At 70.1% G+C, this 14084-nt stretch carries 11 protein-coding genes and 4 pseudogenes; 5 read left to right on the top strand and 10 right to left on the bottom strand.

Going from position 1 to position 14084, the window contains the following annotated elements; genetic code table 11:
• Positions 1-348, bottom strand: a pseudogene (locus AB0M03_RS38030) (transposase family protein); the annotation flags it as partial.
• Between the two features lie 120 nt (positions 349-468).
• Here AB0M03_RS38030 and AB0M03_RS38025 point away from each other — a divergent pair.
• Positions 469-1488 (top strand): annotated as a pseudogene (locus AB0M03_RS38025) (MFS transporter); the annotation flags it as partial.
• A gap of 83 nt (positions 1489-1571) precedes the next feature.
• Here AB0M03_RS38025 and AB0M03_RS38020 read toward each other — a convergent pair.
• The 4 genes and pseudogenes from AB0M03_RS38020 to AB0M03_RS38005 all read right to left on the bottom strand — a co-directional run.
• Positions 1572-1838 (bottom strand): annotated as a pseudogene (locus AB0M03_RS38020) (WYL domain-containing protein); the annotation flags it as partial.
• A 72-nt stretch (positions 1839-1910) separates the two neighbouring features.
• Positions 1911-2186, bottom strand: a pseudogene (locus AB0M03_RS38015) (ATP-dependent helicase C-terminal domain-containing protein); the annotation flags it as partial.
• Between the two features lie 188 nt (positions 2187-2374).
• The gene (locus AB0M03_RS38010; protein ID WP_363500843.1) at positions 2375-3319 is read right to left on the bottom strand and encodes a recombinase family protein; all 945 of its coding nucleotides are present in this window, start codon (positions 3317-3319) and stop codon (positions 2375-2377) included.
• 735 nt (positions 3320-4054) lie between these two features.
• Positions 4055-6109 (bottom strand): SpoIIE family protein phosphatase, encoded by a 2055-nt coding sequence (locus AB0M03_RS38005; protein WP_363500840.1) that lies wholly within the window; start codon positions 6107-6109, stop codon positions 4055-4057.
• Between the two features lie 509 nt (positions 6110-6618).
• Between AB0M03_RS38005 and AB0M03_RS38000 the strand changes: the two genes are divergently transcribed.
• The 3 genes from AB0M03_RS38000 (at position 6619) to AB0M03_RS37990 (ending at position 8290) form a co-directional block, all read left to right on the top strand.
• Entirely contained in the window at positions 6619-6741 is a 123-nt protein-coding gene (locus AB0M03_RS38000; protein ID WP_363500837.1) for a ribosomal protein bL36, read from the top strand.
• A gap of 45 nt (positions 6742-6786) precedes the next feature.
• Positions 6787-6954 (top strand): hypothetical protein, encoded by a 168-nt coding sequence (locus AB0M03_RS37995; RefSeq protein WP_363500834.1) that lies wholly within the window; start codon positions 6787-6789, stop codon positions 6952-6954.
• A gap of 586 nt (positions 6955-7540) precedes the next feature.
• Positions 7541-8290 (top strand): hypothetical protein, encoded by a 750-nt coding sequence (locus AB0M03_RS37990; protein WP_363500831.1) that lies wholly within the window; start codon positions 7541-7543, stop codon positions 8288-8290.
• Between the two features lie 497 nt (positions 8291-8787).
• On the opposite strand, the gene AB0M03_RS37985 is transcribed toward AB0M03_RS37990, so the two are convergent.
• Entirely contained in the window at positions 8788-9660 is an 873-nt protein-coding gene (locus tag AB0M03_RS37985) for an oxidoreductase (protein ID WP_363500828.1), read from the bottom strand.
• Between the two features lie 93 nt (positions 9661-9753).
• On the opposite strand from AB0M03_RS37985, the gene AB0M03_RS37980 reads away from it, so the two are divergent.
• Positions 9754-10329: a TetR family transcriptional regulator gene (locus AB0M03_RS37980; RefSeq protein ID WP_363500825.1), complete on the top strand. Its 576-nt coding sequence runs from the start codon at positions 9754-9756 to the stop codon at positions 10327-10329.
• Positions 10330-10673: 344 nt separating this feature from the next.
• Here AB0M03_RS37980 and AB0M03_RS37975 read toward each other — a convergent pair whose 3' ends face one another.
• The 4 genes from AB0M03_RS37975 to AB0M03_RS37960 all read right to left on the bottom strand — a co-directional run bounded on the left by AB0M03_RS37975 (position 10674) and on the right by AB0M03_RS37960 (position 13877).
• The gene (locus AB0M03_RS37975) at positions 10674-10877 is read right to left on the bottom strand and encodes a hypothetical protein (RefSeq protein ID WP_363500822.1); all 204 of its coding nucleotides are present in this window, start codon (positions 10875-10877) and stop codon (positions 10674-10676) included.
• 152 nt (positions 10878-11029) lie between these two features.
• Entirely contained in the window at positions 11030-12439 is a 1410-nt protein-coding gene (locus AB0M03_RS37970) for a glycosyltransferase family 4 protein (RefSeq protein ID WP_363500819.1), read from the bottom strand.
• A 113-nt stretch (positions 12440-12552) separates the two neighbouring features.
• Positions 12553-12915: a hypothetical protein gene (locus AB0M03_RS37965; protein WP_363500816.1), complete on the bottom strand. Its 363-nt coding sequence runs from the start codon at positions 12913-12915 to the stop codon at positions 12553-12555.
• 14 nt (positions 12916-12929) lie between these two features.
• Positions 12930-13877, bottom strand: a complete 948-nt coding sequence (locus tag AB0M03_RS37960) for a hypothetical protein (RefSeq protein ID WP_363500813.1) — start codon at positions 13875-13877, stop codon at positions 12930-12932.
• Positions 13878-14084: the final 207 nt, after the last annotated feature.

The following is a 14084-nucleotide window of genomic DNA, read 5'->3' as shown; positions in this document are numbered from 1 at the left end:
TCGACGATCACGAAGTCGCCCTCTCCCAGACCGACCAGCGCCTCGCGCAGACCCGGCGCCCATGCGGCCAGGACCTCGAGGGTCTCGTCGACGTATCGCCAGGCGGTCGCTTCCGACACCCCGAACCCGGCTCCGACCTGCGCGGGTGTCTCGTTCTTCCGCAGGTGGGCCAGGACCGGCAGTGCTTGCTTGAAGCAGCCCAACTTCCGCCATCGTGATCCGAGTTCGCACCTTCGGGTATGGATCAGCCAGGAGACGTGCTCAACGAGCTCGTGCGGGACGTCGAGCATGGCTCGATACGAGACCAACAGGGCCCCTCGGCGGCGACGTGATGAGTGAGATCACCACGGCAACGACGAGGGGCCCTGTTGCGTCACTGGACCCGCTGACTAGGCATTTCACCCGACGAGACAGGATGAAAGAGGTTCACTGACAGAAGATGTCAGTGAACCTCCGGACAGTGGTGCCATGATCTTCAGTCACCACTCCCGCCGGGCCGAGCGGCTGCTGGTGCCCGCTGCTTTCGCCACCGCTCTCGGCAACAATGTCCAGCTCATCGTCGGTGCACTGCTCATGATCAGGGAGCAGCAGACCATGATGGCCGTCGGCTGGCTCTTCATCGCCGTAGCCGGGCCGCAGGCGCTGCTGTCGCCCTTCTTCGGACGGCTGGCCGACCGCTTCGACCGGCGGGCCCTGTGGATCGGCTGCGATGGCACCAGTGCGGCGCTGGCCCTCGTACTGCCGCTGTGGCTGGTCTGCGGAGGCTCCCCGGGGCCCGGCATCTACAGCGTCAATCTGGCGCTCGCCGTGGTCGGTGCCCTGTTCTTCCCGGCAAGCTCCGCGCTGATCAAGGAACGGGTCCCGGCGGACCGGCTGCGGCGGTTCAACGCCCGCTACGAGATGGGGACCCAGGCGGGGATGCTGCTGTCGGCGACGATCGGCGGGCTGTCCGTCCAGGCGTTCGGTGCCGTGCCGCTGCTGGTGTTCAACGCCGGGACCTTCATCGTCTCGGCGCTCTGCGTCGCCGCGGTGGGGCGTCGCCCGGACCGGGCGCTGACGGCCACCGCTGCCGGAGGGCCAGCGCCGGCAGCGGCTCCGCGCGGGCCGCTGCGGATGCGCCGCTTCATCCTGCTCTACGCCCAGGGGAGCGCGGTCGTCACGGTATTCAATGCTCTGCTGCCCACCGCCGTCATCGGTGAACTCCGTCTGGGGGCAGCGACGTTCGGTGCCGTGGACGCTCTCGGATGCCTCGGTTTCCTGGCGGCCACCGGTGCGTACCGGATCGTCAGCAGACGCAGTCCCGACCTTCGCATCGCCGTCGTGGGCTTTCTGCTCTGCAATGTTGGCCTGGTGCTGCAGAGCCAGTTCGGGATCGTCGGCTATCTCGTCGGGGTGCCGCTGGGCGCGTTCTTCTTCGGGCAGGCCCGGATCGCCTCCCGGACCATGCTGATGACCTCGGCCGATGATGCCACTGTGGGCAGGGTCTTCGGGCTGGCGAACGGTGGCGGGCTGGCGGCTACGGTCGCTGTGATGTTCCTGGTCGCGACGGTCACCGACCACAGCGACACGCGCTACGGCTTTGGGGTCCTCGCCGCCCTTGCGCTGCTGGCGACCCTGTCCGCCGGACTGCTGCTGAGATCGCCGGCCCCCGCCCGGCCTGATGAGTCCGCTGGTCGGTACCGGTCGAGCACGGCCGCCGTCGTCTCCACGATCCCGCGACGCAGCTCCTCGGGGGCGAGTACCTCGATGTCCGACCTCAGTGACAGCAGTACGGACACCGCAAGCTCGACAGACTCCAGCGGCGCCGTCGCCGTCACCCAGCCATCTGCCTCCGGCGGTTCGGCCTCGGCCGGCTCGGGTGGCGGCTGACCCCGGGCTGCCCGTGGCGCTCCCCGGTTGGGCGTGTTGAGCCGTCGGGTCGGCTCGGCCGCAGCCGGGTCCTCCGGCCACGGGTGGCGGGGGTAGCGGCCGCGGAGCTCGGCCCGCGCGGCGCGGTAGCCCTCGCGCCAGAACGACGCGAGGTCGCCGGTGGCGGCGGCCGGGTACCCAGCCGGGGAGAGCAGGTGGACGGTCAGCGGGGCCCGCCCGTCCGCCAGCGCGAAGGCGGCAGACCAGCCGAACAACTCCTGCAGTTTCACCGCGAGTACGGGCCGCTCGCCGCTGTAGTCGACCCGGACCCGCGAGCCCGGCCATGGGGACCAGCCGGACAGTCAGTATCGGTGAGAACGATCATGATCGGTGGTGGCGGTCCGTCAATGCCCTCGCTCGGGTCGTGAGGCTCCGATCTTTTTCATCGACGAGAAGACCGCGATTTGTTGCGTCGCCCTCCGCACGGCAACTCATGGAACAGTCAACCGAAGCCGATACCGTGGCTTCACCACGAACCCACGGGTCCACCCCCTCGCAGCACGGCGACGAATCTCCGGGTTCCCACTGAAGTCCCTTCAGTTTCCATACCCCCACGGGCATCCGGGGGTCCAGCCAAGGTGCCTGCAAAACCCACCTTGAGATGATCTTGAAGCCCTGATTCGCTGTCAGCCGACCTGGAGGGCTGCGAAGTCGGTGTGGGTCTGGGCGACGGCTTCGGGGTGCGCCTGGCGCTTTCTCGTGCTCGGCGAGCGCCCGGTAGATGCCGGCCAGGCCCGGGTTCCGGTTCTTGCGCTTGCCGGTGGGGATGATCAGGTCGGGGCGGATCTGCTCGACGGACTCGCCCGCTGCCCGGCGTCGCAGCACTGTGTGCAGCATGTCGTCGGTGATGACCGGCGGCCGACCGCCGTGCTTGCCCTTGCGGGGCGGCGGCGTCGAGTCCTTCGAGGGTGGCTTCGCGGATGCTCTCGCGCTCGGTCTTCGCCATGGCGGCGAAGAAGCCGAACAGTATCCGTCCGGGGCCGGACGGGTCGTAGATGCCGGGCAGCGGGCCGGCGAGCATCTCCAGGACCAGGCCGTGGGCGGTGAGGTGGTCGGCCGGCGCGGTGAGTTCGGCGGCGTCCCGACCGAGTCGCTTCATCTCGTAGACGGTGAACAGCACGCGGCAGTGCGGGGCGTGGGCCTTGATCTCGCGCGCGAGGGCGAGCGCGGCCTCGAACTGGGGGCGGACCCTGACGCGGGTGCTGATCTTCTCGGAGAAGATCTTGTCGCGCGGGATGCCGTGCGCGCTGAGCGCGTCCAGCTGCGACTGCAGCTCCTGGGTGAGGTGGCTGCACTTTGCGTACCCGATGCGGATGTCCGCGTCCGGGGTGTCCACCCCGAGCACCACCTCCTCCGCGACGGAGAGCCGCTGCACGGGCAAGGTCGTCTGGGGCGTGCTGGTGACGGTCACAGGGCTCCTCGGACTGGGGCTGGTGGCTAACGCCGGTCCGGTGGACGGTCAGAACTGTGACGGTGCTTTGTTCCCGCAAAGCCCCTATCGGGACACGTCCACCGGGCCGATGCCGGCAAGCACTGCACAGGGGTGGGAAGCCGACAGTTCTACTCCAAGGCAACTGATGCCAGTTGTCACACGGGTCAGGCTTCCAGCCCCCGGCAGCACTCCATGATGCTCACAGTTGTCACAGACGAGGTGGATGTCGAGACCGGCCGGAACCTCCCGATCGATCCTGGCGAGGAACTCCGCCGCGCAGTGCCGGCGGTGCAGGGAGCTGATGACCCATGCGGCATCCCGATCGGAGGAAAGAGGTGTCGGCGGTCACGTAATTTCCCACCTCGGGCCACTCGAGCGTCGCGGAATTCCCCACCCGGGTCGCCCCGCACTCCGCCTTCAACCTGGCACTGTTCCTCTCGGCCGGCGAGAAGCTCGCCCTCGAAGTCCTGCCCGCCGGCGGAGAGCTCGCGGTCGAAGCGGACGGCCGGCTTGAGGGAGCCGCCCGGCCCGGAGAGGTCTTCGACGTCGTCATGCGGCCCGCCGAGCCGCACGGGTGATCCGGCTCGGCGGAACCGCCTTTCTACCAGCACGCCCAGCGCAAACTTCATCTCACCGGCCCGGCGGAGGCCGAGTAGCGGGCTACGGCGGCGGACCGACAAGACATTCGGCCGCTCGGATCGGCGTCCGCATCCCTCACGCCGTGTGTCCGGCCGGACCCGGTGCTGAGTGGATCTCGGTGATGAGCAGGGCCACGTCGTCATCGTCGTCGTCCGCCCGCCGCAGTGCGGTCAGCAGACGGTCGCAGGTTGCTTCCAGCGACAGCCTGGGCCCGCGGAGCAGGCTCATGAGGGCATCAAGGCGCGTGTCGATGGCCTGGTCACGGGTCTCCACCAGGCCATCGGTGTACAGGAGCAACCGGTCACCGGGCGCCAGCTCCACGCAGGCGGACTCGAACGGGACGCCTCCGACGCCCAGCGGCGCACCCGGGGGCAGTTCCAGCAGCACCGGGGCCCGACCGTGGCGGTCCAGCACGGGGGGCGGATGGCCGGCCAGCGCGATGCGGCACCGCCTACCGTGCGGGTCGTAGACGACATAGACGCAAGTGGCGGTGGTCTCGCCGAGTTCGGCGGTGACGCGGTCGAGGTGGTGCAGCACCTGAGCGGGGTCGAGGTCGAGATCGGCCAGGGTGCGGGTGGCGGTGCGCAGCTGGCCCATCCTGGCGGCGGCGTTGATGTCATGGCCCATCACGTCGCCGACGACCAGGGCGGTCTTGTCGCCGGCCAGCGTGATGACGTCGAACCAGTCACCGCCGGCCAGCGCGGCACGTCCCGCGGGCTGGTACCGGGAGGCGACCTGGAGACCGACGGGCCGCGTGGGCACGTGCGGCAGCAGGTGGCGCTGCAGGGTCAGGGCCGTGTTGCGTTGGCTCTGGTACCAGCGGGCGTTGTCGATGCACACGGCGGCGCGGGCGGCAAGCTCCTCGGCCAGCACGATGTCGTCCTCGCCGAACGGCAGCGGATCGCGCAGGCGCTTGAGGTCCAGGGCGCCGAGCACCTCGCCGCGGGCGATCAGCGGCACCGCCAGGTAGGAGCGCAGGCCTGCTCGGGCCAGCACGGCTGCGGCCTCGCCGTCTCGGGCAATGCCCGGCAGGTCCTCGCCCGTCACGTGGGCCACGAGCACTGGACGGCCGGTGGTCACGCACCGGGTGACCAGGCGGTCGGCCTCGTACTTGGCGATCTCCCCGACCGGGTCGGCGGCGCGCAAGGCGTCGGAGGGGCAGGCCGCCGCCACGGCCAGGGCCCGCAGGGTCACCGGCCCCGCGACCGGCCCGTGTGCGGGCGGGCGTCCGCTCAGGACCGAGTCGAGAACGTCGACCGCGGCGACGTCGGCGAGGTCGGGGATGACGAAGTCGGCCAGCTCCTGGGCGGTCCGGCCAAGGTCGAGGGTGGTGCCGATCCGTATGGACGCCTGGGCGACCAGTGCCAGTCTCTGTCGGGCGCGGGCGGCCTCGGCGGCCGTGCGGTGCTGCTCGGTGACGTCCACCACCGTGACGGCCAGGCCGATCACCTGCCCGGCTGAGTCCTCCAGCCGGAAGTACGACGCTCGCCAGGCGTGGTCGCTGTCCGGATCGGCATATGTGCGGCCGACCGTGAACTGATCCACCAGCGGCTTGCCGTTCGCCAGTACCTGGCGCATCGCGGACTCGAGGGCCCCGGTGTCGAGGAACGGCAGCGCGTCGCGGACATCGTGACCGAGGTGCTGCTCGGCCGGCAGGCCGTTGATGCGCTCCAGTGTCGGGTTGACCAGGACGTACCTCAGGTCGGTGTCCAGCACCGCCAGCCCGATCGGGGACTGGGCCACCAGCCGCGCCGACAGGGCCAGATCGCGCTCGACGCCACGTAGCGTGGCCTCGTCGGTGGCGATCCCCAAGGCGTAGAGGCGGCCGCGCTCGTCCTGCAACCGCATGTTGCGGAACTCCACCAGCCGGGTGCTGCCGTCCTTGTGCCGTACCGGGAACACCCCCGCCCAGCGCCCGCCGCCACTCATCACCTCGGTGAACAGCTCGAGGATCAGAGCCCGGTTCTCTTCGGCGACCAGTAGCTCGGCCGCGTACCGGCCAAGCGCCTCCTCGGCGCTCCAGCCGAAGAGATCCTGGGCCTGCGGGCTCCACAGGGCGACCCGCCCATCCGCGTCCAACACCGCTGCGGCCACACCCAGCAGGTCCAGCAGGCCACCGGGCTCGGACACGGCAGCCCGTACCGTGCCGACCGGAGGCGGGCCCGTATCGGAGGCGCTCATTCCCGGCCTTCCTTCTGCCTGCCACCGATACTGGCGGCCTCGTCCGATCCAGTCGCGTCGCTCGACCTCGCCTTCCGTCCCGGTGCCCTCCATCGTCTCTCCGCGCAGGCCCGCCGGACAGCTCAGGCGGCCTCGCCCGCCGGCACGTGCACGATTTCCCTCATCAATGACGGGCGTGACCTCGACTTCTCCCGCAGCCGCTTGCGGACACCGCCCGCTATGTCCTGTTCCCGTCGGCGACCGAACAACGGCAGCCAGCCGGAGCGCTGTGCACGGCTCCGCGGGCGTAGGGGAGCTCACCATGCGACCCTGCGGCGCCTCGCGTGCGCAGGGGGTGCCGCCAACGAGCCAAGCCGCCGCCCACGAGCTCCATCTGCAGCGGGAACAACCACCGACGGGGCCTCGTTGACGTGCTCGCGACGCCAGAGACGGCGGAGTGCGAGCGAAAGGACGAGCAGATGAAAGTGCGCAACTCACTTCGAATGCTGAAAGTCAAGCCCGGGGCTCAGGCCGTCCGCCGACGCGGAAAGACCTACGTCCTGAACAGGCGGGACCCGCGGTTCAAGGCCCGTCAGGGCTGATCGACCGAGTGGGTGGGGCCGCGGGCAAGCCCCCAGGACAGGGAGATGTCGAGCGGGGAGCGGCAGGGCCGGCAGGAGCAGCTGGACGTCCTCGGGGACACCGTGGAGAAGGCAGGCAAGCACCTGCGGAGGCTGCGGGACCGGACGGCCGACCCCACGGCGACCGGCGGCAACGCCGACGACTTCGCCTTCGGTACGGAGGAGTCCGAGTGAGCGCCGTCCTGCCGGGGCCGCGGTCACCCCAGGACGCGCCGCCGCCGGGTCCGCTCCTCCAGCGCGTCCACATCCCGCTGCTGGCCCGCGCCCTGGGCGCCTACAAGATCGGCGACCCGTACTGGTCGCGCGTGGAGTCCGTCAAGGCGGTCCCCCGGCCTATACCCCGTGACCGACGTCCAGGGCCGCATCGTCTGGTCCTGGACGGGCGTTGTGCCGCGGGGTTGCCGGAGGTGCTGTTGTCGGCGGCGCGGGCGTGTCCGGGCGGCCTGGTGCTGGAGCTGCAGGGCGTGGCGGAGTGCGACGAGGCGGGTGTCGCGGCGCTGGCGCGGGCCCGTGAGTATGCGAGGGAGTCTGGGCACCCGTCGGCCGGGCCGTCGTGTCCCCTTCTTCAGGCAACGGCCGGGCCGTCCCGCACCCGTCGGCCGGGTGAGGCCGCCGGCGGCTGCGGGCCCGGCGGGTGGCAAGGCCTGCGACCAGGACGAACGATCCGGTCTCCGGATCCGGGTGAATGAGCGTCAGGCCGGGTTGAGGTGAGTACGCGTACTCATGGTCGCGAAGATCGCGTGCCTCCAGGATTGCGGGCATGCGAAAGATCTCCCTCCCCAAGCCCGTCCTGGCCGCCGCGTTCGGCTGCCTGGTCCTGGCCGGCTGCGCCCCCCAGCCCAACGCCGCCGCCGGTCACACCCTCGCGGGCAGCGCCGACTCGGCGAGGAACCCGGCGGAGGCCCTGTCGAACTCGAGTGACCCGGAGATGCGCTTCCTCGCGCTGATCACCCGCGTCATGCAGAAGTGCGCCCCGAATGCCCTGGCCGACAAGGGCGGCGGTGTGGTGCCCAGACCCGAGGACCTGGCGGCCGCGGGGGAGGAGGTCACGCCGCGGTACGGCCCGGGGCAGACGCCGCCGGGCACCCCGAACGCGGACGGGGACATACCGGTCCCGCTTCCCTCGGACGCCCCCGAGCCGGACTCCGGCCCCGCCGGTCCGAAGCCGGTCGAGGAGGTGCCGCTGACCGCCGTGGACGAGTGCGGTGCCGGCGAACACGCCAAGCGCATCCGTGAGGCGTTCGGCAGCACCCGCGCAACCGGCTTCGAGGCGATGCGCGACAGGCTGACCGGCCTGGACTACCCGGCCTCGCGGATCCACCGGATGCCGGATGCTGCGGGCGCGCTCCGGGTGCGGGTCGACCTGCGCTTCATGGGCAACAACCTGGCCCTGGAGGTCACCGGCACCAGCAGCGGCGTGATCGTCGAGCCGTTCGGTGCCTCCGAAAGGGAGGACGTGCAGGTGACCGAGGTCCAGCGCACTGCGCGGCCGAACACGCCCACGCGCTGAGCGAACCCCACCGGCCCGGTCGGTGGCCACGGGGTTTCCTTCGTGTGGGTGGTGTTCGTAGGGTCCATGCGGCGACGGCCCGGCCCGAGCCATCACCACATAAACCAAAGGATGCGGGGTGCCGGCTGCGTGCCGGGCCGGCACCCCGGACATTGCAGGGTTCTTGCAGGGCGGGCGGGCAGGGGATGGTCCAGCCGGTGACGGCGTCCAGGGTGGTCACTGCGGTGCACACGGCGGGCTGCCAGCGGCGGTAGATGTCCGGGGCGGAGGTGGGGCTCCACTGGTGGACGATCTTGATGCGTGTGACGCGGCTGGCGATGCGCCGCCCGGCGCCGGACGGAGTTGCCGCCCCTATTTCCGGCAGGCTGTGGTGATGTGCCCGTGCGTGTGGCCGGGGCGCGGGTGGCCTGGCTGCGGTGTTCGGGGTGCCTTTGCGACCGGGGCCGGGGCCGGATGCGGGGATCCGGCCCCGGCCCCGAGATGGCTGTGTGGTCTGGCTACAGGCCGGCGGTGAAGCGTGCCGTCTCGGGGGTGCGGATCCAGCGGGGCAGGCCGACCGCGCGGGAGATGATCGCGTCGAAGGCGCGGTCGGGCAGGATGCGGCGCAGGGCGATCAGTGGGCGGGCGCCGAAGCCGGTGGCGTAGCGGGTCCTGGGTCGGCGGGCGGTTGCGGCCTTGGCGATGGCGTCGGCGATGACGGTGGGCGGGGAGTTGCGGTTCGCGTTGGCCTCGGAGCGCAGGGAGGAGGCGACGGCTGCGGCCTGGGCGGCGTAGGCGCCGCCGGAGGAGGACTTCTCCAGCTTGTCGGCGGCGATGGCGCCCCATTCGGTGGCGATGCCGCCGGGTTCGATGACGACGACGTCGATGCCGAAGGGCTTGGCCTCCAGGCGCAGGCAGTCGCTGAGGGCTTCGAGGGCGAACTTGGTGCCGTGGTACCAGCCGCCGAGCGGGGTGTAGATCTTGCCGCCCATCGAGGTGACGTTGACGACGGTGCCGGAGCGCTGGGCGCGCATGTGGGGCAGGACGAGCTGGGTCAGGCGGATCGCACCGAAGACGTTGACCTCGAACTGGTAGCGGGCCTCGTCCAGGAGGACGTCCTCCAGGGCGCCGTAGGAGCCGTAGCCGGCGATGTTGGCCAGGACGTCGATGCGGCCGGTCTCGGCGACGATCTGCTTGATGCCGGCCTGCATGGAGTCCTCGTCGGTGACGTCCATCGCCAGCGGGCGGATGCCGCGCTCGGCGAGCTCGGCGAGGCGGTCGGTGCGGCGGGCGGCTCCGTAGACGGTGTAGCCGAGTTCGTGGAGCTTCAGGGCGGTGGCTTCGCCGATGCCGGAGGAGGCACCGGTGACAAGGGCGGTCTTGGCGGGCATGGCGGGGGTCCTCACACTTAACATGAACTGTGGTTCACCATATATCCTGAACCCTGGTTCACCTTGATGCAAGTGGAAAGGCAGGCGAGTTTCATGACCCAGGCCAGGGCGCCGCGCGCCGACGCGGTCCGCAACCGCAGGAAGATCCTCGCCGCGGCCGGCGAGCAGATCACCGCCCACGGCCCCGGAGCCGGCATGGACGAGATCGCCGCCGCCGCGGGCGTGGCCGTCGGCACCCTGTACCGGCACTTCCCCACCAAGACGGACCTCGTTGCGGCCGTCGTCGCCGAGTACGTCGCCCGCGTCGCCGACGACGCCGAAGCCACCCTCGCCCGCGTCGCCGCCGGCGCGCGCGCGATGGACGAGCTGACCGCGTTCCTCGGCCGCGTCATCGAGGCGTCCGTGACCGACCGGGCCGTCAAGGCCGCCGCACAGGCTCTCGGCGCACAGCCGGGCGACCGCGCCGACGAGGACCGCGCCGGCGCCGCCGTCGCCGCCCTCATCCGAGCCGGCCAGACAGAGGGCGACATCCACCCCGACGTCACCGTCGGCGACATCTACCTGCTGTTCTCCACCGCCCCCACCGACCAGCCGCCCGCAGCCCGCGCCCGCTGGCTCACCCTCGTCGCTCCGGGACTCACCAGCCAAGCCCGGCGAGCAGAAAGCTGACAGCGGAAAGGCCCGGACACCGAGTCAGACGGTGCTGCCGCTTCTCGTGCACACCGAACACGGCCGCGCCAGCATGCTGTTCAAACGTCGCGTACTGCGGCCTTGCAGTTCTGCTGCCGGTGCCGGTGTGCGGGTTCTGACGTGTGTCCGGTGGAGGCTTCCGGCGCCACCGGGTGTCGTGGAGCACGGGCGGGCGGTCATGGCCGGTGCGGAAAAGGGAGGCAGCGGCCGTCGTGCCGGCGCAGACACCTGCGATGGGGGAGATCGTCCCCGGCGGGCCGGCCGCCCGCCGATTGGGTCCCGCTGCGTGGTCGCGTTGCTTGACAGTCATACCCGTGCGGGAACTACGTGCCGCCCTGTTCGGAGCGCGGGATTCCGGCGACGATCTCGTACAGCCCGGGACCTACTTTGCGGAACCGGCCGCCGCCGGTGGCTTTCGCGATCCGGGCCCGGTGGACGTCGATCCGGTCCATGGCCGCCCCCGGAGCGATCTCCACGTACTCCCGGACCAGCGCGATCTCCTCCGGTGTCAGTTCGGGCTCCCGCATGACGGCCTCCACGGTTCGTGACCACCACTGACAACCCAACACCATCGGCAAGGCGTTCGCGCCCCGACGCGACCGCCGCAGTCAAGATCCCGTGCCGGACAAAGGCTGTGCCACCGGCCAGGGAGGTGCCGTGAACACAAGGGGTGCGCCGATCACGGCAGAGCCCCGGCGGGAGGGATCAGCTGCGCCTCGTTGTGGGGGAGCACCAGTGTGGCCTCGCCCGGCCCCAGGCGCTGAAGGACGGTTGCGGCGCGAATTTCGTCGCACCCGTTCAGGACGATCGAGAAATCGTTGCCCGCGCGCGTCCATCGGTCGGTCTGTCTCACCACGGTGCGGAGGGCCCGCTCGGTTGCCTCCGTTTCCACGGCCTGGAAGAGCACGGACACGGAGCAGTCGTTCGGTCGGCGCCGGGTGCGGCGATGGGCCAGCATCCGCCGCCGTTCCTCCAGGATGATGTCGACGAACTGCTCTGCGCTCCTGTCCCAGGAGAACTCGGCGGACCGGGCCCGGCACCGTTGTGCTGCCTGTTCCCGTTCCTCGCGCAGCTGCAGCCTCGAGAGGCTTTTGTCGATGTCGGAGACGAGATTGCTGCCCGCCGTGATGATCCTTTCGGCCCGGACGTTCCTCCCGGTTTCGCGCGGCACGGACGCGTCGAAGGTCACCACGGGGGTCCCGGCGGAATTCGCCTCGATTGCGGTGAGGCTGGCTTCGCCGATGACCACCGCCAGCCAGGCCCGGGCGAGCAGGATGTTCCTCCGCTCCTCTCCGACGGAACCATGGAAGGTGACATGAGTTCCGATGCCGTAATTTTCGGCCATGGCGCGCAGATGCGGGAGCTCCGGGCCGTCCCCCACGATGTCTACCCGCAGATAGGGCCGGGTGCCCACCAGCAGGCCCGCAGCCTTGATGAGCCATCCCATGTGTTCTTCCGGAACCAGGTGGCCGACGGCGACGACCGACGGATGGGCGGTCTTCTCCGAAGGCATCGCCGGCCCTGGTGAAGGATTTCCCCCCGGGACGATGTACACGGGGTTGTGGAATCCGATCTCCTCGCGCAAATTGGACCTTGCCGATCGAGAGGGCACGACGATCGGCTTCCCGCGGTAGACCGCCAGATCGGCCCACTTCTCTGCCAGCCTGAGGGGGAGTCCGGCGGAAAGGTCGAGCGGAGGCCTGCGGCTGTGGTTGATGACGCGTACGTCAGTGGTCCAGCGGGGCGCGAACAGTGGGGCGAGGAAGGAGGGGCGGTCCGAGAATTCGACCACCACGTCGAAGCTGTGGCGGTGTTTGAGGAGGTAGAGCGCGGACGGGCCGAGCAGGCCGTGCCTGCCGTCGGTGCGAACGATCCGGATGCCGTCGATCGAATCCTGCGCCTTCGATCCTGCGCTTCGAGCGGTGACGAGCGTTACTTTCGCGCCTCTTCCCGCAAGCCTGCGGGCAATCTCGGCACAGTAGAGGCCGGCCCTGTCGAGATCCAGGATGAACGGATCGTCCCGGCTCAGTAAAAGGATGTTGAGGGCGGGGTTTCCGGGGACGCCCGTGCGGAGGTGTTCTGGGCTCACGTGAATCACTTCAATGGAATCAGGCGGGCGACCTGGTGGGGGGATATGTCAAGAGTTGATCTGTGAACAGGGGTCTATGAGTATCCGGCCCCGGCCGTGGTCGGCGCCGGTGTTCAGTGAATGAATCGACTGCTCTCGGGAGCATTTTTCTCGGTGGCGGCGATCAGGAGGAGCGCGGCTATTTCGAGGTCGTTCTCGTGGTGTTCCCCGGTGCTGCGGTCCTCGCGGTCGTCGCAGAAGAGGCGGGCGGCGATGGCCAGGTCGCGCTCGGTGGCGGCGACGGTCCGCCACCGTTGGAGGAACAGGTGCACCGGGCCGATGCTGCCAGTCCCCAGTGCCTGCGAGAACGCCTGGTCCCGCTCCCGCTCCAGTTCGGGGAGGCGGCGCGGGGCGAAGGCGGTGATGGTGGCTCGAACGGCCGCGAGCGAGCCGTCGGACAGCGGTGGCCGGGTGTGCGGACCGATCGTCTGCGTCATGATCTCCTCCAGGATCACGGAGGTGTCGTCGTCAGCGCGTGTGCGAGGGCGGTCCACATGGCGTTGGCCGGCGGGTAGGGGAGCATGTCCTCGGCGTAGTGCCACCAGAAGTGGCCGCCCGTGTAGCGGGGCGCGCTGATTGGCAGGGTGTAGTAGTGGGTGAGCTGCTCCAGCTTCCGCTCGAGCGGGGCATTGTGGTCGGGCGTGCCGTTCTCGCCGAAGCCGACCCTGGCGTTGGGGAACAGCCGGGCCAGCTCGGTGAAGACCTGGTTCCACTCGGACAGCGGGGGGCGGTAATGGTTGCAGTCGTCCTCGTAGTAGGAGACGAGGACGTAGTCCAGACCCCGCTTCAGTTCTTCGGGTACGTTCTTCCTGGCCCAGGGGAGCATCTGGTGGGCCGTGTCCGGGGCGCAGCCCGGGTTGTAGTACAGCGTGATCGCCGTTCGCAGGCCCGCTGCGCTCACCTGGTGGTAGGCGTCCGAGACTTTGGCCGTGACGTCGGGGGTGGGGCCCAGCCATTCTCCGTTGATCTCGTTGCCGATCTCCCAGATGTCGATCCGGGTGCCGAACGCTGCCAGGAGGGCAGCGGTCCTGGAGTGGTATTCCGCCGGGGACGTGGCGGCGACCTCTGAGGAGTCGACCGGTTCGGCCATGAGGTAGCTGATCGGCTGCAGCGCCGCCAGGGTGGTGGCGTAGTCGGATGCCGGTGTGTCCCGGTCGAAAACGATGCGTGCGGTCGGCTGTTGGGGGAGTGCCTTGAGTGAGGCGGTGAGCTGGGGCAGGGCCGACACGTCGTCAATCGTGACGCCGTTGAGCACGTCGGGCAGCGGACGCAGGCCGGGCAGGATCGACGGACTGGTACTCGGGGGCTCCGGGGCGGCAGTGCCGTTCGGGGTGCAGGCCGTGAGCAGGCACAGGCAGGCTGCCAGCAGGAGCGGCGGGGTGCATGCTCGTGGAGCCATGGCACTGTCTTTCGGCGGGACGGGCGGCGGCGACGGTGCGCGGTGGGCGGGGGTGCTGCGCTATTCGACGGTGACGGACTTCGCCAGGTTGCGCGGCTGGTCGACCTCGTGACCCTTGGCGGTGGCCAGCTCGCAGGCGAAGACCTGCAGCGGCACCGTGGAGACCAGCGGCTGCAGCAGCGTCGGGGTCGCCGGGATGCGGATCAG

The organism is Kitasatospora sp. NPDC051914 (assembly GCF_040680995.1).
Taxonomy (GTDB): domain Bacteria; phylum Actinomycetota; class Actinomycetes; order Streptomycetales; family Streptomycetaceae; genus Kitasatospora.
The sequence above is the reverse complement of the archived record's forward strand: the minus strand, read 5'-3'. Positions and strand labels throughout refer to the sequence as shown.